This window comes from Pseudomonas sp. FP1762 (genome assembly GCF_030687105.1).
GTDB lineage: Bacteria > Pseudomonadota > Gammaproteobacteria > Pseudomonadales > Pseudomonadaceae > Aquipseudomonas > Aquipseudomonas siliginis.
The window spans coordinates 4,226,397-4,248,773 of the sequence record NZ_CP117458.1 but is presented as its reverse complement, the minus strand read 5'-3'; the positions used below and the strand labels follow the sequence as shown (position 1 = coordinate 4,248,773).

Here is a 22,377-nt window from a genome sequence, read left to right as displayed (position 1 = left end):
GAAACCCTTGCCGACCTGTCAGAGGTTCTGCGCGCGGTGTAACGCCGCGCCTTGCCTTGAACGAGAACCCCACCTAGTCTCGTCATAGCGAATTCGCCCGGAAGGCGAGCGGGCAGTGCTCATGCAAGGAATCTCATGAAGCAAAAGCAGACTCTGGGAACACCACGGTTGTTGGGTATCGTCTGGCCCTTTATTGCTGTCGTGGTGTTCCAGGCATTACTGGGGGGCGTGAGCCTTTACGTGCTTTCGGCCGTGCGTGGCTACGTAGCTGGCGAAAGCCTGTGGTCCAAGGGCCAGAAAGACGCCATCTATTACCTCAACCTCTACGCCGATAGCCGTGACGAGGCGATCTACCGCAAATATCTGACGGCGATCGCCGTGCCCCAGGGCGGGCACCAATTGCGCCTGGCACTGGATCGTCAGCCGCCGGATCTGCAAGCGGCGCGCGAAGGCATTCTCAAGGGCGGTAATCATCCAGACGATGTCTCCAGCGTCATCTGGCTGTACCTCAATTTCCGCCACTACAGTTATCTGGAAACCGCGATCGATCGCTGGACGATTGGCGATGCCTATCTCGACCGATTGCACGAAGTCGCGCAGGAGATGCATCAAGGCATTGCGCAGAACCAGGCCAGCCCCGGCGATGTGCAGCGCTGGAAGTTACAGATCTTCGCCATCAACGATGCAGTCACCCCAGCCGCCAGAGCCTTCAGCGATGCCTTGGGCGAAGGCTCGCGGGTGATCATGCGCCTGCTGTTGTTCACCAACCTGGCCACCGCGCTGGGTCTGATCGCGCTGGCGCTGTGGCGCACGCACAAACTGCTCAGGCAACGGCATGAATTTGCCCAGGCGCTGCAACTGGAAAAGGATCGCGCGCACATCACCTTGCAATCGATTGGCGATGGCGTGATCACCACCGACGTCAACGGCGCGATCGATTACATGAACCCCGCCGCCGAGGCCATGACGCACTGGAAGGCCGAGCAGGCGGCGGGGCTGCCGTTGTCGGCGCTGTTCAACCTGCTCGACGATAACGCCCAGACCGAAGGGCTGACGTTGATCGAGCACATTCTCAGTGGCCAGCTCAGCGGCGGCAGCGAACATTCCAAGCTGATCCAGCGGCTGGACGGCAGCACCCTGTCGGTGACCCTGGTCGGAGCGCCGATCCGCAATGCCGGCAACGTCAGCGGCACAGTGCTGGTGCTGCACGACATGACTCAGGAGCGGCAATACATCGCCAACCTGTCCTGGCAGGCGACCCACGATGCGCTGACCGGTCTGGCGAACCGCCGCGAATTCGAATATCGCCTCGAACAGGCCTTGCACAACCTGACGCGCCAGCCCGGCCGGCATGCCCTGATGTTCCTCGATCTGGACCAGTTCAAACTGGTCAACGACACCTGTGGTCATGCGGCGGGCGATGAGTTGCTGCGGCATATCTGCACGCTGCTGCAATCAGACCTGCGCGAGGGCGACACCCTGGCGCGACTGGGCGGCGACGAATTCGGGATTTTGCTCGAGAACTGCCCGCCGGACATCGCGGAGAAGATTGCCGAAAGCCTGCGTCAGACCGTGCAGAATCTGCATTTTGTCTGGAAAGGACGGCCGTTCCTGACCACCGTCAGTATTGGCCTGGTGCATGTCGCGCAGAATCCGACCACTCTCGAAGCCTCCCTGCGTGCGGCGGACATGGCTTGCTACATGGCCAAGGAAAAGGGCCGCAACCGCGTGCAGGTCTATCATGCGGACGACTCCGAACTGTCCATGCGCTTCGGTGAAATGGCTTGGGTGCAACGGCTGCACATGGCGCTGGAAGAAAACCGCTTTTGCCTTTATGCCCAGCAGATCGCGCCGCTCAAGCCGCAACCCGGCCAGGCCGGACACATCGAAATTCTCCTGCGCCTGCATGATGAATCCGGACGAATGATTTTGCCTGACAGCTTTATTCCGGCGGCGGAGCGTTATGGTTTGATGACCCAGTTAGATCGCTGGGTAGTTCAAAACGTTTTCAAGGTTATTGCCCAGTGTATTGAACAGGAACATGAACTTCCTTTGGCAATGTGTGCGATTAATCTGTCAGGCATTACTATAGGAGATGACGCGTTTTTGCACTTCCTGCGGGAACAGTTTGTTAACTACGCTATACCGCCTGAAATGATTTGTTTTGAAATTACCGAAACCAGTGCAATTGCAAATCTTGGCAGTGCAATTCGTTTTATCAATGAACTCAAAGGCTTAGGTTGTCACTTTTCTCTGGATGACTTTTGTGCCGGAATGTCTTCATTCGCTTACTTGAAACATTTGCCTGTAGACTTCCTGAAGATCGACGGGAGTTTCGTAAAGGATATGCTGGACGACCCGATTAATCGGGCAATGGTCGAAGTGATCAATCACATCGGTCATGTTATGGGTAAGCAGACAATTGCCGAGTTTGTTGAAACTAACCAGATCGAACAGGCGTTGCTTGAAATAGGTGTGGATTACGCTCAGGGGTATGTCATCGAGCGTCCGCAGTTGTTTACCTGTGACAGTTTGCAAAGTCGTCCTGCCAGACCGCAGCCGTTGTTGTTCAAAGCGCCTGGCACGTTCCGTTGAAGTCTCTCGCCGATCCTTGCCATCACAACTCAAAAGGAGCCGAACAGTGATCGACACATTCAACCGAACCGGACCCCTCATGGAAGCTGCAAGTTATCCTGCCTGGGCGCAACAGCTCATCAAGGATTGCAGCGAGAGCAAGCGCCGGGTTGTCGAACATGAACTTTATCAGCGCATGCGCGACAACAGACTCAGCGCGAAAACCATGCGCCAGTACCTGATCGGTGGCTGGCCGGTGGTCGAGCAGTTTGCCTTGTACATGGCGCAGAACCTCACCAAGACCCGCTTTGCACGCCATCCCGGCGAAGACATGGCGCGGCGCTGGCTGATGCGCAACATCCGCGTCGAACTCAATCACGCCGACTACTGGATGCACTGGAGTCGCGCCCATGGCGTCAGTCTCGAAGATCTCCAGGCCCAGCAAGTGCCGCCGGAGCTGCATGCTCTGAGTCACTGGTGCTGGCACACCAGCTCGGCGGATTCGCTGATCGTGGCGATTGCCGCGACCAACTATGCGATCGAAGGGGCGACCGGGGAGTGGTCAGCGGTGGTCTGCTCGACCGGGGTCTACGCGGCGGCGTTTCCGGAAGAAGATCGCAAGCGCGCGATGAAGTGGTTGAAGATGCATGCCCAGTACGACGATGCCCATCCGTGGGAAGCGCTGGAAATCATCTGCACCCTGGCCGGCATGAACCCGAGCAAGGCCTTGCAGGCCGAGCTGCGGCAGGCGATCTGCAAGAGTTATGACTACATGTACCTGTTCCTGGAGCGGTGCATGCAGCTGGAGACTTCGGAGCGCTTGCTGGTCAACCGCGAGCGCCGGACCGTAACCGAAAGCTGATCGAACTGTGGGAGCGAGCCTGCTCGCGAAAGCGGTGGGTCATGCAACGAATCGTTGTCTGACACTCCCTCTTCGCGAGCAGGCTCGCTCTCACAATGATTTTTAGCCGGCCATCGCCAGCCGGTTCCGCCCCTCGCGCTTTGCGACATATAACGCACTGTCGGCCCGGCGCAGCAAGCTGTCTGCCGACTCGCCCGGCAACAACGTCGAGCATCCCAGGCTCACGGTGATCTCGATCAACTGGCCATCGGCAAAGTATTCCTCCGACTGCGTCGCCTGGCGCAAACGCTCGCCAACCATCGCCGCCGCTTCGCGACCGGTGTTGGACAGCAGGATCAGAAACTCCTCGCCGCCATAACGGAACACCATGTCGACGTTGCGCAGTTGCGCCTTGATCGACGCGGCAATGGCTCTGAGCACGTCATCACCGGCGCCATGCCCGTGGTCATCATTGACCCGTTTGAAGTGGTCGATATCGAGCATCAGTACCGACAGCGGCTGCGCATGGCGGCGCGACATGTCGATCTCGCGCTGCAAGGTCTGCTCCATGGCTACCCGGTTGCCAGCACCGGTCAACGGGTCGCGCAAGGCACTTTGCGTCGCGGCGCGATAGAGCAAGGCGTTGCGCATCGGGTACAGCAGACAGGACAGTAGCGACTCGAGGTCGCCCTGTTCCTTGTCGTTGAAACGCTGATTGCGGCGGAAGACCAGTTCGCCCATGTGCTCGCCTTCGTGGCTCAGAATGTAGCTGACCGAGTGGTGGCCGCGTGTGCCGAACTCCAGGCGCAAGTCGCTGGCCTGATGCACATAGCTCAGGGCGTCCAGTGGCACCAGGCGTTGGATTTCGCGGAAGAACAGGCCAAGGATGCGCTGTGGCTCAAGGCTGGTTTGCAGTTGCAGGCTCATTTGCTGACGCAATTGCGCCAGGCTGGTCGGGCGCTCGATCAGCGCCGGTAGTTGACCGAAGCCCAGGCGCTGCAATTTGGCACTGTCAAAGTCAATTGCATGGGTCTGGGAAGGAGATTTCATATGGCGTGAGCCCCTAAGCAGTAAGTCTGTCTTACAGGCTGGGTGAGAGCGGCTATGGGCTGCGCGTCGTACTGATCCATCAGTCCCGTAGGACATTTGGCGTAAGTTTAGTCTGCCGCAAGACGATCAGTCAGCTATCGAAATCGGCGTTTGCCCCATGGCCATCACACGGCATGTTTTGAGGGAATTTAGAGCGAAAGGCGTGCCATTCGGTTCGATTTTATTTAAAGCTTTTCGAATCAATGACTTGCTGGCGAATGCCAAGCTGCCGCGCTGGGTTATTGGCGGCTTTGTGACGGTTATCAGCGGCAATGGCTTGCCGCGACAGCATTCTGCCGCGGCAACAAATGCGACGTATGGCGTTATTGGGCGTTGAACGCCTGGCCATTAACGCCTGCGCTGTCGGGGCCCATCAGGTACAGATAGACCGGCATGATCTCTTCCGGTGTCGGGTTATTCAGCGGATTTTCCCCCGGATACGCCTGCGCGCGCATGCTGGTGCGCGTGCCGCCCGGGTTGATGCTGTTGGAGCGTACCGGCGCAACGCCTTCCACTTCATCGGCCAGGGTTTGCATCAGGCCCTCGGTGGCAAATTTCGACACACCGTAAGCGCCCCAGTACGCGCGACCCTTGCGCCCGACGCTGCTGGAGGTGAACACCACCGAAGCATCCTGGGACAGCTTGAGCAACGGCAGCAGGGTGCTGGTCAGCATGAACATCGCGTTGACGTTGACCTGCATGACACGCATGAAGTTTTCGCCGGACAGTTGCTCGATCGGCGTGCGCGGGCCGATGATCGAAGCGTTGTGCAGCAGGCCGTCGAGGTGGCCGAACTCGGTTTCGATCATCGCCGCCAGCTCATCGTACTGATGGGGCAGGGCGGTCTCGAGGTTGAACGGGATCACCGCTGGTTGCGGATGACCGGCAGCCTCGATTTCGTCGTAGACCTCCGTCAGATTGGCTTCGGTCTTGCCTAGCAGCAGCACGGTGGCACCGTGGGCGGCATAGGTTTTCGCCGCAGCTGCGCCAATGCCACGGCCGGCACCGGTGACCAGAATGACCCGATCCTTGAGCAATTCGGGGCGAGCGGTGTAATCAAACATAAAAACCTCATAGTCCATTTCATGAAGACCTGCTTCACCCAGTGGCGAGGGGATTTATCCCCGTTCGGCGGCGAAGCCGTCGCAAAACCTGTGTGTCACATCGCCTGGATAAAAGCGGGGGCCGCTTCGCAGCCCAGCGGGGATAAATCCCCTCGCCACACAGGGAATTTGCAACAGTCAGGTCAGCAACTGCACAGCGCGCTATCGAGCACCTTGCGCAACTCCAGCGGGTGATCTACCACAACGTCCGCGCCCCAGTGCCGTGGGTTGTCGTCCGGGTGGATATAGCCGTAAGTCACCGCAGCGGTCTTGGTGCCGGCATCGCGGCCCGATTCGATATCGCGCAGATCATCGCCGATAAACAGCACGGTCGACGGATCCAGATCAAGCATCTTGCAGGCGAGGATCAGCGGCTCCGGATCCGGCTTGCTGTTCTTCACATGATCCGGGCAGATCAGCAGCGCCGAACGCTCGGCCAGCCCCAGACGCTGCATGATCGGCTCGGCGAAACGCAACGGTTTGTTGGTGACCACGCCCCAGATCAGGTTGGCCTTTTCGATGTCAGCGAGAAGTTCGCCCATGCCGTCGAACAGCTTGCTGTGCACTGCGCAGCCGACCAGATAGCGCTCGAGAAACTCCAGACGCAGCTCCTCAAAGCCCGGCGATTCCGGATCCATCGAGAACGTCACCGCGACCATGGCCTTGGCGCCGCCGGAAATCTCGTCGCGGATATGCTTGTCGTTGATCGGCGGCAGACCGCGATCGGCGCGCATCGCCTGGCAGATGGCGATGAAGTCCGGCGCGGTGTCGAGCAGGGTGCCGTCCATGTCGAAAAGTACCGCTCTGATGGCCATCGGCTTATTCCTCGCGCAGGGTCTGGATCATGTAGTTGACGTCAACGTCGTTGGCCAGCTTGTAGTGCTTGGTCAGCGGGTTGTAGGTCAGGCCGATGATGTCCTTGACGGTCAGGCCAGCCATGCGGCTCCACGCGCCGAGCTCGGAGGGGCGGATGAATTTCTTGAAGTCGTGGGTGCCGCGCGGCAGCAGCTTCATGATGTATTCGGCGCCGATGATCGCGAACAGATACGCCTTCGGGTTGCGGTTGATGGTCGAAAAGAACACCTGGCCGCCCGGCTTGACCATGCGGAAGCAGGCGCGGATCACCGAGGATGGATCCGGCACGTGCTCGAGCATTTCCAGGCAGGTGACCACGTCGAACTGCTCGGGCATTTCGTCGGCGAGGGCTTCGGCGGTGATCTGCCGGTATTCGACGCTGACCCCGGATTCCAGCTGATGCAGTTGCGCGACCGCCAGCGGCGCTTCGCCCATGTCGATGCCCATCACGGTGGCGCCGCGCTGGGCCATGGCTTCGCTGAGGATGCCGCCGCCGCAACCGACGTCGAGGACTTTCTTGCCGGCCAGATTGACCCGCTCGTCGATCCAGTTGACCCGCAGCGGGTTGATGTCGTGCAGCGGCTTGAATTCGCTTTCACGGTCCCACCAGCGATGGGCCAGGGCCTCGAATTTGGCGATTTCGGCGTGGTCGACGTTGCTCATGTTCAATTCCTCGAAAAACCTGAAAAGGGCTGTAGCCGCAGATATTGCGCCGCGGTGTTTACGATTCGGTGTGGCCGCTGATGCGCTGGCCCCAGTGGCGAGCGGTCTCGCCCAGCTGTTGTTCGTCCATGCGGGTCAGACGCCGGTCGTCGAGCAGTTGCTTGCCGGCGACCCACAGGTGTTTCACGCAATCACGCCCGGTCGCATAAATCAGCTGCGACACCGGGTCATACACCGGTTGCTGCGCCAGACCGGACAGGTCGAAAGCGACGATGTCTGCGGCTTTGCCGATCTCCAGCGAGCCGACCTGCGCCTCGATCCCCAGCGCACGGGCGCCATTGAGGGTGGCCATGCGCAAGGCGCGATGAGCGTCCAGCGCTGTGGCAGAACCGGCCACGGCTTTGGCCAGCAGGGCGGCGGTGCGGGTTTCGCCGAGCAGGTCGAGATCATTGTTGCTCGCCGCGCCATCGGTACCGACAGCGACGTTCACCCCAGCCTGCCACAAACGTTCGACCGGGCAGAAGCCGCTGGCCAGTTTCAGATTGGATTCCGGGCAGTGGATCACGCTGCTGTTGCTTTCTACCAGCAGCGCGAGGTCGTCATCGCTGATCTGGGTCATGTGCACCGCCTGGAAGCGCGGGCCGAGCAGGCCAAGGCGACCCAGGCGCGCCAGTGGCCGTTCGCCGGTCTGCTCGACAGCCTGCTGCACTTCGAACGCGGTTTCATGCACATGCATATGGATCGAAGCGTCCAGCTCCTCGGCGATCACCCTGATTTTCTCCAGGTTCTCATCACCGACGGTGTAGGGTGCGTGAGGGCCGAAAGTAATCTTGATGCGTTCGTGATGCTTGAGATCCCCGAACAATTCGACGCCCTGACGAATGGCTTCGTCGGCACTGCTGGCGCCGGGGATCGGGAAATCGAGGATCGGAATGGCGATCTGCGCGCGGATACCGCTGTTGTGTACGCGCTCGCTGGCGACTTTCGGGAAGAAATACATGTCAGAGAAGCAGGTGATGCCGCCCTTGATCTGCTCGGCGATGGCCAGATCGGTGCCGTCGCGGACGAAATCCTCATCGACCCATTTGCCTTCGGCCGGCCAGATGTGGTTTTCCAGCCAGGTCATCAGCGGCAGATCGTCAGCCAGGCCACGGAACAGTGTCATCGCCGCGTGGCCGTGGGCATTGATCAGTCCCGGCGCCAACAGAACATCCGGCAGTTCACGGATTTCTGTCGCGTTACACTTCAACGCTTCGGCGCGCGGGCCTATAAACACGATGCAACCGTCACGGATGCCCAGGCCGTGCTCCTTGAGCACCACGCCTGCAGGTTCGACGGGGACCAGCCAGGTCGGCAGCAATAACAGGTCGAGCGCAATGGCAGGTTTCGGCATCGAGGGTCGGTTCCAGTGCTTTTGTAAAGGATGGCGAAGTATACCCGAGCGTCTTCGCGGGGGGATCGCTATAATCGGCGGCTTTTGTTCATGAGTGCGGGGTGTGGGATGCGCGATCGACTGTTGGCTGCGGAGAAAGTGAAGGCCATCGATTGGCGTGATGGCGCGCTGCACCTGCTGGATCAGCGTATTTTGCCGTTCGAGGAAAACTGGATCGCCTACACCAGCGCCGCCGGCGTGGCCGAAGCGATTCGCTCGATGGTCGTGCGTGGCGCACCGGCCATCGGCATCAGTGCGGCTTATGGCATCGTCCTCGCGGCGCGGGCGCGGATTGCCGAGGGCGGCGACTGGTACACGGCACTGGAAGAGGATTTCGCGCTGTTGGCAGATTCGCGTCCGACCGCGGTCAATCTGTTCTGGGCGCTGGGCCGCATGCACGATCGCCTGGATCGCCTGAAAAGCAACGCCGATCCGCTGGCGGCGCTGGAAGCCGAAGCTATCGCCATTCATGAAAGCGACCGCGAGGCCAACCTGACCATGGCGCAGCTTGGCGTCGATCTGATTCGCAAGCATCAGGGCAACGCTCAAGCCATCCTGACCCACTGCAACACCGGCGCGCTGGCCACCGGCGGGTTCGGTACTGCGCTGGGGGTGATCCGCGCTGCTTATATAGAAGGCATGGTCGAACGCGTCTATGCCGACGAGACCCGGCCGTGGCTGCAGGGCTCGCGGCTGACCGCGTGGGAACTGGCCAACGAAGGCATCCCGGTGACCCTGAATGCCGACTCCGCCGCCGCGCACATCATGAAAACCAAAGGCGTGACCTGGGTGATCGTCGGCGCCGACCGCATCACCGCCAATGGCGACGTGGCGAACAAGATCGGCACCTATCAACTGGCGGTCAACGCCATGCACCACGGCGTGCGCTTCATGGTCGTGGCGCCAAGTTCGACCATCGACATGAACCTCGCCAGCGGCGATGACATCCCGATCGAAGAACGTGATGGCGCCGAACTGCTCGAAGTCGGCGGTAAACGCGTCGGTGCCGATGTTGAAGCGTTCAACCCGGTGTTTGATGTCACCCCGGCGGACCTGATCGATGCGATCGTCACCGAGAAAGGCATCGTCGAGCGCCCGGACACCGCGAAAATGGCCCTGCTGATGTGTCGCAAGCGCCTGCATTGACAGGCTTTGGTGTTGTGTTGAGCCATTCGCGAGCAGGCTCGCTCCCACAGGTTTTGTGAACGCCACTGGCCTGTGTGGGAGCGAGCCTGCTCGCGAAGAGGTCGGTAATGTCAATAAACATCGCTAATTCAGACCCCGATTTCACATTCAACCAAGCTCTGAGCCTCTCTCGTCCCCCTCAAGCCTGTCATCGGTCAACTAACTATGCTCCATGCGCATCTGGGGGATAGGTGCGTGGCGGCCTTTGTGATAACATCCGGCGTTTTCCGAGGCGGCTCCACGGAGCTGTCTTTACTGCGCAAATCCGCGATCCAATGTTGATTTGTCGTAAGTCGGCGCATGGCACTCGGCCGGCCCCGACGAGCTTCGTTGCTCCCACATGGATATGACGAAGTTTCACCAGAAAAAGGAATCAGGCTTCTCATGGGCGAACTGGCCAAAGAAATCCTCCCGGTCAATATCGAAGACGAGCTGAAACAGTCCTACCTCGACTACGCAATGAGCGTGATCGTCGGCCGTGCACTGCCGGATGCGCGCGATGGCCTCAAGCCCGTGCACCGTCGCGTACTGTTCGCGATGAGCGAGCTGGGCAACGACTACAACAAGCCGTACAAGAAATCTGCCCGTGTCGTCGGCGACGTGATCGGTAAGTATCACCCGCACGGTGACACTGCCGTATACGACACCATCGTTCGTATGGCCCAGCCTTTCTCCCTGCGCTACCTGCTGGTCGACGGCCAGGGCAACTTCGGTTCGGTCGACGGCGACAACGCTGCGGCCATGCGATACACCGAAGTGCGCATGACCAAGCTGGCGCACGAGCTGCTGGCTGACCTGCACAAGGAAACCGTGGACTGGGTGCCGAACTACGACGGCACCGAACTGATCCCGGCAGTCATGCCGACCCGCGTGCCGAACCTGCTGGTCAACGGTTCCAGCGGTATCGCCGTGGGCATGGCGACCAACATTCCGCCGCACAACCTCGGTGAAGTCATCGACGGTTGCCTGGCCCTCATCGACAACCCCGAGCTGACCGTCGATGAGCTGATGCAATACATTCCCGGTCCGGACTTCCCGACGGCTGCGATCATCAACGGTCGCGCCGGCATCATCGAAGCCTACCGCACCGGTCGCGGGCGCATTTACATGCGTGCCCGCTCGATCATCGAAGACATCGACAAGGTCGGTGGCCGTCAGCAGATCGTCATCACAGAACTCCCTTACCAGCTGAACAAGGCGCGTCTGATCGAGAAGATCGCCGAGCTGGTCAAAGAGAAGAAGCTCGAAGGCATCACCGAGCTGCGCGACGAGTCCGACAAGGACGGTATGCGCGTCGTGATCGAGCTGCGTCGCGGCGAAGTGCCTGAGGTGATCCTCAACAACCTCTACGCCCAGACCCAGCTGCAATCGGTATTCGGCATCAACATCGTCGCGCTGATCGACGGCCGCCCACGCATCCTCAACCTCAAGGATCTGCTGGAAGCCTTCGTCCGTCACCGTCGCGAAGTGGTTACCCGTCGTACCGTGTTCGAACTGCGCAAGGCGCGCGAGCGTGGGCACATTCTCGAAGGCCAGGCCGTTGCGCTGTCGAACATCGACCCGGTGATCGCCCTGATCAAGGCTTCGCCAACGCCGTCGGAAGCCAAGGAAGCGCTGATCAGCACGCCTTGGGAGTCTTCCGCCGTGGTGGCGATGGTTGAACGCGCCGGTGCCGATTCGTGCCGTCCGGAAAACCTCGATCCGCAATACGGTCTGCGTGAAGGCAAGTACTTCCTCTCGCCAGAACAGGCGCAAGCCATTCTGGAACTGCGCCTGCACCGTCTGACCGGTCTGGAGCACGAGAAGCTGCTGGCCGAGTATCAAGAGATCCTCAACCAGATCGGCGAGCTGATCCGCATCCTCAACAGTGCCGTGCGCCTGATGGAAGTGATCCGCGAAGAGCTGGAAGTGATCCGCGCCGAATACGGCGACGTGCGTCGCACCGAAATTCTCGATGCCCGTCTCGACCTGACCCTGGGTGACATGATCCCGGAAGAAGAGCGCGTCGTGACCATTTCCCACGGTGGCTACGCCAAGACCCAGCCGCTGGCTGCGTACCAGGCTCAGCGTCGTGGCGGCAAAGGCAAGTCGGCCACCGGCGTCAAGGACGAGGACTACATCGCTCACCTGCTGGTCGCCAACAGCCACACCACGCTGCTGCTGTTCTCCAGCAAGGGCAAGGTGTACTGGCTCAAGACCTACGAGATTCCGGAAGCATCCCGCGCGGCCCGTGGTCGTCCGCTGGTCAATCTGCTGCCGCTGGATGATGGTGAATACATCACCACCATGCTGCCGGTCGAGGAATACACCGAAGGTCACTACATCTTCATGGCCACCGCCAACGGCACCGTGAAGAAGACCCCGCTGGAATCCTTCAGCCGTCAGCGCAGCGTCGGTCTGATCGCGCTGGAGCTGGACGAAGGCGACGTGCTGATCTCTGCAGCCATCACCGATGGCGAGCGCGAAGTGATGCTGTTCTCCGACGGCGGCAAGGTCACCCGTTTCAAAGAGTCCGACGTGCGTGCCATGGGCCGTACCGCTCGCGGCGTGCGCGGCATGCGTCTGCCGGAAGGGCAGAAGCTGATTTCCATGCTGATCCCGGAAGAAGGCAGCCAGATCCTCACCGCTTCCGAGCGTGGTTATGGCAAGCGCACCGCGATCACCGAGTTCCCTGAGTACAAGCGTGGCGGTCAGGGCGTGATCGCCATGGTCAGCAACGAGCGTAACGGCCGTCTGGTCGGCGCGGTACAGGTGCTCGACGGCGAAGAAATCATGCTGATCTCCGATCAGGGCACCCTGGTGCGTACCCGTGTCGGCGAAGTGTCGAGCCTGGGCCGTAATACTCAGGGCGTGACGCTGATCAAGCTGGCCAAGGATGAAACCCTGGTCGGCCTGGAACGGGTTCAGGAGCCTTCGGAAATCGAAGGCGAGGAGCTCGAAGGTGAAGAGGGCGAGGAAATCGCAGGCACCGTCGGTATCGACGAGGCCGCAGACGACCAGCAACTCGACGCCGCAGCAGACGAAGAACCGCAGGAATAAGCGGACAAACGAGGGGGCGGATGAGAATTCGCCCCCTTGTTATTTGTCCGGTATGAATTTTCGACATCATGGAGATCCCCTGTGGGAGCGAGCCTGCTCGCGAAAGCAGGCGCTGCGGTACCTCTGAAGCACCGCGGTGATGCATTCGCGAGCAGGCTCGCTCCCACAGGGCCATGTTGATCGGTAGTGTGATTTATTGCGTGATACCACCAAATCAGAGCGAGATTGGATGTGAGCAAGCGAGCCTATAACTTCTGCGCCGGTCCGGCGGCGCTGCCTGAAGCTGTCCTGCAGCGCGCCCAGGGTGAACTCCTTGATTGGCACGGCAAGGGTCTGTCGGTCATGGAAATGAGCCATCGCAGCGATGAGTTCGTGTCCATCGCCACCCAGGCCGAGCAGGATCTGCGTGACCTGCTGAATATCCCGTCGAACTACAAAGTGCTGTTTCTGCAGGGCGGCGCCAGTCAGCAGTTTGCGCAGATCCCGCTGAACCTGTTGCCTGAAGGCGGCTCGGCCGACTACATCGACACCGGTATCTGGTCGCAGAAAGCCATCGAAGAAGCCTCGCGCTATGGCCACGTCAACGTTGCTGCCACTGCCAAGCCTTACGACTATTTCGCCATCCCAGCCCAGAACGAGTGGAACCTGTCGAAAGACGCCGCGTACGTTCACTACGCGCCGAACGAAACCATCGGCGGTCTGGAATTTCAGTGGATCCCGCAAACCGGTGACGTACCGCTGGTGGCGGACATGTCTTCGGACATCCTCTCGCGCCCGGTCGATATTTCGCGTTTCGGCATGATCTACGCTGGCGCGCAGAAAAACATCGGCCCGAGCGGCATCGTCGTCAACATCATCCGCGAAGACCTGCTCGGCAAAGCGCGCTCGCTGTGCCCGACCATGCTTAATTACAAGGTCGCGGCCGATAACGGCTCGATGTACAACACCCCGCCGACCCTCGCCTGGTACTTGTCCGGTCTGGTGTTCCAGTGGCTGAAAGAGCAGGGCGGCGTCGAAGCGATCGCCAGGCTCAACGACGTCAAGCAGCGCACCCTGTACGACTTCATCGACGCCAGTGGCCTCTACAGCAACCCGATCAACAAGTCGGATCGCTCGTGGATGAACGTTCCGTTCCGTCTGGCTGATGATCGTCTGGACAAGCCGTTCCTCGCCGGTGCCGACGAGCGCGGCCTGCTCAATCTCAAGGGCCACCGCTCGGTGGGCGGCATGCGCGCCTCCATCTACAACGCCGTCGACATCACCGCGGTCAACGCGCTGGTGGCGTACATGGCGGAATTCGAGAAGGAACACGGCTGATGTCCGAGCAAGAACTCAAGGCACTGCGCGTTCGCATCGACGCTCTGGACACCAAAGTCCTCGAGCTGATCAGTGAGCGTGCGCGTTGCGCCCAGGAAGTCGCCCGCGTGAAGATGGCCTCGCTGGCCGAAGGCGAAGTGCCGGTGTTCTATCGTCCCGAGCGCGAAGCTCAGGTGCTCAAGCGCGTGATGGAGCGCAACCAGGGGCCACTGGGCAACGAAGAGATGGCGCGGTTGTTCCGCGAAATCATGTCGTCGTGCCTGGCGCTGGAGCAGCCACTGAAAGTGGCTTACCTTGGTCCTGAGGGCACTTTCACCCAAGCGGCAGCGATGAAACACTTCGGCCACGCGGTGATCAGCAAGCCGATGGCGGCGATCGACGAAGTGTTCCGTGAAGTCGCCGCCGGTGCGGTGAATTTCGGCGTGGTGCCGGTGGAAAACTCCACCGAAGGCGCGGTCAATCACACGCTGGACAGCTTCCTCGAGCACGACATGGTGATCTGTGGCGAAGTCGAGTTGCGCATCCACCATCATCTGCTGGTCGGCGAAAATACCAAGACCGACAGTATCAGCCGCATCTACTCCCACGCGCAGTCGCTGGCTCAGTGCCGCAAGTGGCTGGACGCGCATTACCCGAATGTCGAACGCGTCGCGGTGTCGAGCAACGCCGAAGCTGCCAAACGGGTCAAGGGCGAGTGGAACTCGGCGGCGATTGCCGGCGACATGGCGGCCGGTCTGTATGGCCTGACCCGTCTGGCCGAGAAGATCGAAGACCGTCCGGACAATTCGACGCGCTTCCTGATGATCGGTAATCAGGAAGTGCCGCCGACCGGCGACGACAAGACCTCGATCATCGTATCGATGAGCAACAAGCCGGGCGCGCTCCACGAGCTGCTGGTGCCGTTCCATGACAACGGGATCGACCTGACCCGGATCGAGACCCGTCCGTCGCGCAGCGGCAAATGGACCTACGTGTTCTTCATCGACTTCGTCGGCCACCACCGTGATCCGTTGATCAAAGGTGTGCTGGAAAAGATCAGTCAGGAAGCAGTAGCACTCAAAGTGCTGGGTTCCTACCCGAAAGCAGTTCTCTAAGGGGCGGTAGCAAATGAGTGGCAACTTCCTCGCTCTGGCACAGCCGGGCGTGCAACAACTTTCGCCGTACGTTCCGGGCAAGCCTGTGGACGAACTGGCGCGCGAGCTGGATCTGGATCCGGCAAAAATCGTCAAACTGGCGAGCAACGAAAACCCATTGGGCGCCAGCCCGAAGGCATTGGCGGCGATCCGCGAAGAGCTGGCCGAGCTGACCCGCTACCCGGACGGTAATGGTTTCGCCCTGAAGTCGCTGCTCGCCGAACAGTGCCGCGTCGAGCTGAATCAGGTCACGCTGGGCAATGGCTCCAACGACATTCTTGAGCTGGTTGCGCGTGCCTATCTGGCGCCGGGCCTGAATGCGGTGTTCAGTGAGCACGCCTTCGCGGTGTATCCGATCGCTACCCAAGCTGTCGGTGCGCAGGCCAAAGTCGTTCCAGCCAAAGACTGGGGCCATGACCTGCCGGCGATGCTTGCGGCCATCGATGCCAACACTCGCGTGGTGTTCATCGCCAACCCGAACAACCCGACCGGCACCTGGTTCGGCGCCGAAGCGCTGGACGAATTCCTGCAGGACGTTCCCGAGCATGTGCTGGTAGTCCTCGACGAGGCTTACATCGAGTACGCCGAAGGCAGTGATTTGCCGGACGGTCTCGACTTCCTCGCGGCGTACCCGAACCTGCTGGTGTCGCGCACCTTCTCCAAGGCCTATGGTCTGGCCGCGCTGCGCGTCGGTTATGGCTTGTCGACGCCTGTGGTGGCAGACGTGCTGAACCGCGTTCGCCAGCCGTTCAATGTCAACAGCCTCGCCTTGGCGGCGGCCTGTGCGGCATTGAAAGATGATGAATATCTGGCGCAAAGCCGTCAGCTCAACGAAGCCGGCATGCAGCAGTTGCAGGCGGGTTTCCGTGAGCTGGGGCTGAGCTGGATCGAGTCCAAAGGCAACTTCATTTGTGTCGATCTCGGCCAGGTCGCGGCGCCGATTTTCCAGGGCTTGCTGCGCGAAGGCGTGATCGTGCGTCCGGTGGCCAATTACGGCATGCCGAACCACCTGCGGGTGACCATCGGTCTGCCGGCCGAAAACAGCCGTTTCCTCGAGGCGTTGCGCAAGGTTCTGGCTCGTGGTTGATGTCACTGCGCTGCAACCTGCTGCACCTATGATCGGTCGCCTTGTGGTGGTCGGTCTTGGGTTGATCGGTGGTTCGTTTGCCAAGGGTTTGCGTGAAAGCGGCCTGTGCCGTGAGGTGGTTGGTGTTGATCTCGACCCGCAATCGCGCAAGCTCGCGGTCGAATTGGGTGTGGTCGATCGCTGCGAAGACGACTTGGCGGCGGCTTGCGTCGGTGCCGATGTGATTCAGCTGGCGGTGCCGATTCTGGCCATGGAAAAACTGCTCGCGCGTCTGGCTGTCATGGATCTGGGGCAGGCGATTCTTACGGATGTCGGCAGTGCCAAAGGCAACGTGGTGCGCGCCGCGACCGAGGTGTTCGGCGGCATGCCGGCGCGTTTCGTGCCGGGGCACCCGATTGCCGGTTCCGAGCAGAGCGGGGTGGAAGCCTCGAATGCCGAGCTGTTCCGCCGGCACAAGGTGATCCTGACGCCGCTCGAGCAGACCGATCCTGCCGCACTGGCGCTGGTCGATCGGCTCTGGCGCGAACTGGGCGCCGATGTCGAGCACATGCAGGTCGAGCGTCACGATGAAGTGCTGGCCGCGACCAGTCATCTGCCGCACCTGCTGGCCTTCGGCCTGGTCGATTCATTGGCCAAGCGCAATGAAAATCTGGAGATCTTCCGTTACGCTGCCGGTGGTTTTCGCGATTTCACAAGAATCGCCGGAAGCGACCCGGTGATGTGGCACGACATCTTCCTCGCCAACCGCGAGGCTGTCCTGCGCACACTCGATACATTTCGCAGCGACCTCGACGCCTTGCGCGACGCGGTCGATGCAGGGGATGGGCACCAATTGTTGGGCGTTTTCACGCGCGCCCGGGTTGCCCGCGAGCATTTCAGTAAAATCCTGGCCCGCAGGGCCTATGTGGACGCTATGAATTCCAACGATCTGATCTTCCTGGCTCAACCTGGTGGCCGCCTGTCCGGTCGGATTCGCGTACCGGGTGACAAATCGATTTCCCACCGTTCGATCATGCTCGGCTCGCTGGCCGAAGGCGTCACCGAAGTCGAAGGCTTCCTTGAGGGCGAAGACGCCCTGGCGACCTTGCAGGCGTTTCGCGACATGGGCGTGGTCATCGAAGGCCCGCACCACGGCCGCGTGACCATCCACGGTGTCGGCCTGCACGGCCTGAAACCTGCGCCGGGCCCGATCTATCTGGGCAACTCTGGCACCTCGATGCGTCTGCTCTCTGGCCTGCTGGCGGCGCAGAACTTCGACAGCACCTTGACCGGCGACGCTTCGCTGTCCAAGCGTCCGATGAACCGCGTGGCTAATCCTCTGCGAGAAATGGGCGCCGTGATCGAAACCGCTGCCGAAGGTCGTCCACCGATGACCATTCGCGGTGGCCACAAGCTCAAGGGTCTGACCTACACCATGCCGATGGCCAGTGCCCAGGTGAAATCCTGCCTGCTGCTTGCCGGTCTCTATGCTGAAGGCAAGACCACGGTGACCGAGCCGGCACCGACCCGCGATCACACCGAGCGCATGCTGCGTGGCTTCGGCTACCCGGTCAGCGTCGACGGCGCCACGGCTTCGGTCGAGTCCGGCGGCAAGCTCACCGCGACTCACATCGAAGTGCCGGGCGATATCTCGTCGTCGGCGTTTTTCCTGGTCGCGGCCTCGATCGCCGAGGGCTCCGAGCTGGTGCTCGAGCACGTCGGCATCAACCCGACCCGTACTGGTGTGATCGATATCCTGCGTCTGATGGGTGCCGATATCACTCTGGAAAACCAGCGTGAAGTGGGCGGCGAGCCAGTGGCTGACTTGCGCGTGCGGGCAGCTAAACTCAAAGGTATCGAGATTCCGGAGGAACTGGTGCCGCTGGCCATCGACGAATTCCCGGTCCTGTTCATCGCTGCTGCATGCGCCGAAGGGCGGACCGTGCTGACCGGCGCCGAAGAGCTGCGAGTCAAGGAATCCGACCGGATTCAGGTCATGGCGGACGGCTTGCTGGCGCTGGGCGTCAAGTGCGAACCGACCCCGGACGGCATCATCATCGACGGCGGCCAGATCGGCGGCGGTGAAGTGCACGGTCACGGCGACCACCGTATCGCCATGGCCTTCAGCGTTGCCTCGTTGCGCGCTACCGCACCGATCCGCATCCATGATTGCGCCAACGTCGCGACCTCGTTCCCCAACTTCCTCGCGCTGTGCGGGCAAGTCGGCATTCGTGTGGCACAAGAGGCTCAGTCGTGAAAAACATTGCACCGGTCATCACCATCGATGGGCCAAGCGGCTCCGGCAAAGGCACGGTCGCCGGGATTCTGGCCAAGCGTCTGGGCTGGAACCTGCTGGATTCCGGTGCGCTTTATCGCTTGCTCGCGTTTGCTGCGCATAACCATGGCGTCGACCTGACCAATGAAGAGCTGCTGAAGACATTGGCCGCTCATCTGGATGTGCAGTTCATCGCCGCGACCGAAGGTCAGCTGCAGCGGATTATTCTCGAAGGCGACGAAGTCAGCGATGTCATTCGCACCGAAAGCGTCGGTTCCGGGGCCTCGCAAGTGGCTGCGCTGCCCGCCGTACGCGAGGCGCTGCTGCAGCGCCAGCGTGCGTTTCAGGAAGCGCCGGGTCTGGTGGCGGACGGTCGCGACATGGGCACGGTGGTATTTCCGGGTGCACCGCTGAAGATTTTCCTCACCGCCAGTGCCGAGGAGCGGGCGCGCCGTCGATATTTGCAGTTGAAGGGCAAAGTCGAGGGTGTTAGTCTGTCGAGTCTGCTAGATGAGATCCGTGCACGCGATGAGCGTGACACCCAGCGCGCAGTAGCCCCGCTCAAGCCGGCGGCCGACGCGATTCAGCTGGATTCAACGGAGCTTTCCATCGATCAGGTGCTTGAACGCATCATGAGCGAGATCGCCATTCGCGATATCGCCGGGTGACCAAGAAGGTCGCAGGGGACCAGTCATAGTCCTGCGGTGCTTCTTTTAAATGAAACTAACCCACACCGTCTGGGGTGTGGAGATGGGCGTTTACTTCGCCCTCATCTACAGGAATTAAAATGAGCGAAAGCTTTGCGGAACTCTTTGAAGAAAGCCTGAAAACCCTGAACCTTCAGGCAGGCTCCATCATCACCGGTGTTATCGTTGATATCGATTACCAGGCTCGCTGGGTAACCGTTCACGCTGGTCTGAAGTCTGAAGCACTCATCCCGCTTGAGCAGTTCTACAACGATGCTGGCGAACTGAACATCAACGTTGGTGATGAAGTTCACGTTGCTCTGGATTCGGTTGAAGACGGCTTTGGCGAAACCAAGCTGTCCCGTGAAAAAGCCAAGCGCGCTGAATGCTGGATCGTTCTGGAAGCAGCCTTCGCAGCCGAGGAAGTGGTCAAGGGCGTTATCAACGGTAAGGTTAAAGGCGGCTTCACTGTCGACGTTAACGGCATCCGTGCGTTCCTGCCAGGTTCCCTGGTTGACGTCCGTCCAGTGCGCGACACCACGCACCTGGAAGGCAAAGAGCTGGAATTCAAGGTCATCAAGCTGGACCAGAAGCGCAACAACGTTGTCGTTTCCCGTCGCAGCGTCCTCGAAGCCGAGAACTCCGCCGAGCGTGAAGCTCTGCTGGAATCCCTGCAGGAAGGCCAGCAAGTCAAAGGTATCGTCAAAAACCTCACCGATTACGGCGCATTCGTCGATCTGGGTGGCGTGGACGGCCTGCTGCACATCACCGACATGGCCTGGAAGCGCATCAAGCATCCTTCCGAGATCGTCAACGTTGGTGACGAGATTGACGTCAAGGTTCTGAAATACGATCGCGAACGCAACCGTGTTTCCCTGGGCCTGAAGCAACTGGGCGAAGATCCATGGGTTGCTATCAAAGCCCGTTACCCAGAAGGCACTCGCGTAACTGCTCGTGTTACCAACCTGACCGACTACGGCTGCTTCGCTGAGCTGGAAGAAGGCGTTGAAGGTCTGGTGCACGTTTCGGAAATGGACTGGACCAACAAGAACATCCACCCTTCGAAAGTCGTACAAGTCGGCGACGAAGTGGAAGTCATGGTTCTGGACATCGACGAAGAGCGTCGTCGTATCTCCTTGGGCATCAAGCAGTGCAAGTCGAACCCATGGGAAGACTTCTCTGGCCAGTTCAACAAGGGCGACAAGATCTCCGGCACCATCAAGTCGATCACCGATTTCGGTATCTTCATTGGTCTGGACGGCGGCATCGACGGTCTGGTTCACCTGTCCGACATCTCCTGGAACGAAGTGGGCGAAGAAGCCGTACGTCGTTTCAAGAAGGGCGACGAGCTGGACACCGTCATCCTGTCGGTTGACCCAGAGCGCGAGCGCATCTCCCTGGGCATCAAGCAACTGGAAAGCGATCCGTTCTCCGAGTACGTCTCGGTTAACGACAAGGGCGCTATCGTGACCGGTACCGTGAAAGAAGTTGACGCCAAAGGCGCCATCATCGTTCTGGCCGACGACATCGAAGCTACCCTGAAAGCCTCCGAAATCAGCCGTGACCGCGTTGAAGACGCGCGCAACGTTCTGAAAGAAGGCCAGGAAGTTGAAGCCAAGATCATCAGCGTTGATCGCAAGAGCCGCGTAATCCAGCTCTCGATCAAGTCGAAAGACGACGCTGAAGAGAAAGAAGCCATCCAGAGCCTGAAAGCAGCTCCGGAAGGCGAAGCAGCTGACACCACTATGGCGGCACTGCTGCGTCAAGCAATGGCCAAACAGAACTGAGTTCTGCTTGATCATTAAAAAGGGCGACTTCGGTCGCCCTTTTTTGTGCCTGCAATTTGGTCTTTGTACGTGCGTGCATGAAACCATTGGCTTCCCCTGCGGGTCTGTTTCTTTAATCGGATCAATCGCCTATTCGCGACTAAGCTTGATCTTGAGTATTAGTCGTCAGGCTTGCCTGGCATAAGGAAGTGGATGAACAAGTTATTTGTTGTTGCGGTGGTATTGGCGCTGGCAGGTTGCACCACTAGTGCGAAAACCCATGCGGTGCGCGGCGTCAGTGGTATCGAGGTCGATTGCTCCGGGTTGGGTTCCGGTTGGGAAAAGTGCCAGAAGCGTGCAGCGAAGGAGTGTAAAGGCAAGGGCTATAAGGTCATCACCCGCTCTGATGATGCGAAAGATGAAGACGAATACCCGTTCGGCTTCAATCCGGCAGGCTTTGTAACCCGGACCATGCTGGTGATGTGTCGTTAGGTGAGCAGCGATCCGACTCGCCACTGGAGTGCCCTGAAAATGGGCGTTTTGACCCCGGGAAAGATATGTCAATCCCTGGGCTGTTCAAATTCTTCCGGGCATGCTAAAACCTTTCAAGCGCTGATCTAGCTGCTTGAAAAAGAAGGGAAAAATATGACGAAGTCGGAGTTGATCGAACGAATTGTCACCCATCAAGGGCTACTCTCATCCAAGGATGTGGAGCTGGCCATCAAGACCATGCTTGAACAAATGTCTCAGTGCCTCGCCACCGGTGATCGTATCGAGATCCGTGGATTTGGCAGCTTCTCCCTGCACTATCGCGCACCGCGCGTCGGCCGCAACCCGAAAACCGGCCAGTCGGTAAGTCTGGACGGTAAATTCGTGCCGCATTTCAAGCCGGGCAAGGAATTGCGTGATCGCGTGAACGAGGAAGAGGAGGAGGGCGCTTGATCTTCGCTATTCAAATTCAAGGGGGCGTGAATGCGTAACCTGAAACGCATACTGCTTGGCGTTTTTCTTCTGCTGATGGTTCTGGTTGTGCTGGCGTTTGTGCTGGAAAACCAGCAATCGGTTTCGCTTTTGTTTCTGGGTTTTTCCGGCCCGCAGTTGCCGGTGTCGGTTGTTGCGGTGTTGGCGTTGCTGATCGGTATGCTTATCGGTCCTGTATTGGGCTGGTTTCTGGGGCGCTCGTCCAGAGCTGCACGCAAGCGAGTGGTCTGATAGGGACGGCTGGGGGGCGCAGCCCTGAAATTGCGTTGCTTCCTGTCCGCGTCCATTAGTAAAAAGTCTATTAAGCTGTAAAATGCAACCCTTGTTCGATAGTGTCTAGATCGCACTTCGGCACAGACTGATTCCGGCAAT

Annotated in this window: 19 protein-coding genes; 14 read left to right on the top strand and 5 right to left on the bottom strand. The window is 59.9% G+C overall.

Going from position 1 to position 22,377, the window contains the following annotated elements:
- Positions 1-135 precede the first annotated feature (135 nt).
- Complete coding sequence (locus PSH90_RS18835; RefSeq protein ID WP_041478266.1) at positions 136-2,595, top strand: EAL domain-containing protein; 2,460 nt, start codon at positions 136-138, stop codon at positions 2,593-2,595.
- Positions 2,596-2,674: 79 nt separating this feature from the next.
- A complete protein-coding gene (locus tag PSH90_RS18830; RefSeq protein ID WP_166554491.1) occupies positions 2,675-3,436 on the top strand; it encodes a TenA family transcriptional regulator in 762 nt (253 codons plus the stop codon).
- Positions 3,437-3,538: 102 nt separating this feature from the next.
- Here the strand turns inward: PSH90_RS18830 and PSH90_RS18825 are convergent, their stop codons facing one another.
- The gene (locus PSH90_RS18825) at positions 3,539-4,465 is read right to left on the bottom strand and encodes a GGDEF domain-containing protein (protein WP_151552915.1); all 927 of its coding nucleotides are present in this window, start codon (positions 4,463-4,465) and stop codon (positions 3,539-3,541) included.
- A gap of 157 nt (positions 4,466-4,622) precedes the next feature.
- Between PSH90_RS18825 and PSH90_RS18820 the strand changes: the two genes are divergently transcribed.
- On the top strand, positions 4,623-4,841 hold the full coding sequence (locus PSH90_RS18820) for a hypothetical protein (protein WP_305381285.1): 219 nt from the start codon (positions 4,623-4,625) through the stop codon (positions 4,839-4,841).
- Here the strand turns inward: PSH90_RS18820 and PSH90_RS18815 are convergent.
- The 4 genes from PSH90_RS18815 to PSH90_RS18800 form a co-directional block, all read right to left on the bottom strand.
- On the bottom strand, positions 4,828-5,568 hold the full coding sequence (locus tag PSH90_RS18815) for a YciK family oxidoreductase (RefSeq protein WP_024013876.1): 741 nt from the start codon (positions 5,566-5,568) through the stop codon (positions 4,828-4,830). The two genes, PSH90_RS18820 and PSH90_RS18815, sit on opposite strands and share 14 nt — an antisense overlap.
- A 182-nt stretch (positions 5,569-5,750) precedes the next feature.
- Positions 5,751-6,422 carry an N-acetylmuramic acid 6-phosphate phosphatase MupP gene (mupP, locus tag PSH90_RS18810; protein WP_041478269.1) on the bottom strand — a complete coding sequence of 224 codons (672 nt, stop codon included), beginning with the start codon at positions 6,420-6,422 and terminating at the stop codon, positions 5,751-5,753.
- Between the two features lie 4 nt (positions 6,423-6,426).
- Positions 6,427-7,125: a bifunctional 2-polyprenyl-6-hydroxyphenol methylase/3-demethylubiquinol 3-O-methyltransferase UbiG gene (gene ubiG, locus PSH90_RS18805; protein WP_024013875.1), complete on the bottom strand. Its 699-nt coding sequence runs from the start codon at positions 7,123-7,125 to the stop codon at positions 6,427-6,429.
- A gap of 58 nt (positions 7,126-7,183) precedes the next feature.
- Positions 7,184-8,518, bottom strand: a complete 1,335-nt coding sequence (locus PSH90_RS18800; protein WP_041478271.1) for a TRZ/ATZ family hydrolase — start codon at positions 8,516-8,518, stop codon at positions 7,184-7,186.
- 108 nt (positions 8,519-8,626) lie between these two features.
- Here PSH90_RS18800 and mtnA point away from each other — a divergent pair, with 108 nt between their 5' ends.
- The 11 genes from mtnA (at position 8,627) to PSH90_RS18745 (ending at position 22,236) form a co-directional block, all read left to right on the top strand.
- Positions 8,627-9,703 carry an S-methyl-5-thioribose-1-phosphate isomerase gene (mtnA, locus tag PSH90_RS18795; protein ID WP_258707045.1) on the top strand — a complete coding sequence of 359 codons (1,077 nt, stop codon included), beginning with the start codon at positions 8,627-8,629 and terminating at the stop codon, positions 9,701-9,703.
- 423 nt (positions 9,704-10,126) lie between these two features.
- Positions 10,127-12,781, top strand: coding sequence for a DNA gyrase subunit A (gene gyrA / locus PSH90_RS18790; RefSeq protein ID WP_095182243.1), 2,655 nt, complete (start codon positions 10,127-10,129; stop codon positions 12,779-12,781).
- Between the two features lie 231 nt (positions 12,782-13,012).
- On the top strand, positions 13,013-14,098 hold the full coding sequence (gene serC / locus PSH90_RS18785; RefSeq protein ID WP_095182242.1) for a 3-phosphoserine/phosphohydroxythreonine transaminase: 1,086 nt from the start codon (positions 13,013-13,015) through the stop codon (positions 14,096-14,098).
- Positions 14,098-15,192: a prephenate dehydratase gene (gene pheA / locus PSH90_RS18780; protein ID WP_016770924.1), complete on the top strand. Its 1,095-nt coding sequence runs from the start codon at positions 14,098-14,100 to the stop codon at positions 15,190-15,192. The genes serC and pheA overlap by 1 nt, the downstream gene beginning before the upstream one ends.
- 13 nt (positions 15,193-15,205) lie before the next feature.
- Positions 15,206-16,318 carry a histidinol-phosphate transaminase gene (hisC, locus tag PSH90_RS18775; RefSeq protein ID WP_252878672.1) on the top strand — a complete coding sequence of 371 codons (1,113 nt, stop codon included), beginning with the start codon at positions 15,206-15,208 and terminating at the stop codon, positions 16,316-16,318.
- A 28-nt stretch (positions 16,319-16,346) separates the two neighbouring features.
- On the top strand, positions 16,347-18,554 hold the full coding sequence (locus PSH90_RS18770) for a bifunctional prephenate dehydrogenase/3-phosphoshikimate 1-carboxyvinyltransferase (protein ID WP_305383140.1): 2,208 nt from the start codon (positions 16,347-16,349) through the stop codon (positions 18,552-18,554).
- The gene (gene cmk, locus PSH90_RS18765) at positions 18,551-19,240 is read left to right on the top strand and encodes a (d)CMP kinase (RefSeq protein ID WP_056788351.1); all 690 of its coding nucleotides are present in this window, start codon (positions 18,551-18,553) and stop codon (positions 19,238-19,240) included. Before PSH90_RS18770 ends, cmk begins: the two co-directional genes overlap by 4 nt.
- A gap of 119 nt (positions 19,241-19,359) precedes the next feature.
- The gene (gene rpsA, locus PSH90_RS18760; RefSeq protein WP_016770920.1) at positions 19,360-21,045 is read left to right on the top strand and encodes a 30S ribosomal protein S1; all 1,686 of its coding nucleotides are present in this window, start codon (positions 19,360-19,362) and stop codon (positions 21,043-21,045) included.
- A gap of 192 nt (positions 21,046-21,237) precedes the next feature.
- Positions 21,238-21,516 carry a hypothetical protein gene (locus PSH90_RS18755; protein WP_073472356.1) on the top strand — a complete coding sequence of 93 codons (279 nt, stop codon included), beginning with the start codon at positions 21,238-21,240 and terminating at the stop codon, positions 21,514-21,516.
- 153 nt (positions 21,517-21,669) lie between these two features.
- Entirely contained in the window at positions 21,670-21,966 is a 297-nt protein-coding gene (ihfB, locus tag PSH90_RS18750; protein ID WP_007950920.1) for an integration host factor subunit beta, read from the top strand.
- Positions 21,967-21,996: 30 nt separating this feature from the next.
- Complete coding sequence (locus PSH90_RS18745; RefSeq protein ID WP_056788354.1) at positions 21,997-22,236, top strand: LapA family protein; 240 nt, start codon at positions 21,997-21,999, stop codon at positions 22,234-22,236.
- Positions 22,237-22,377: the final 141 nt, after the last annotated feature.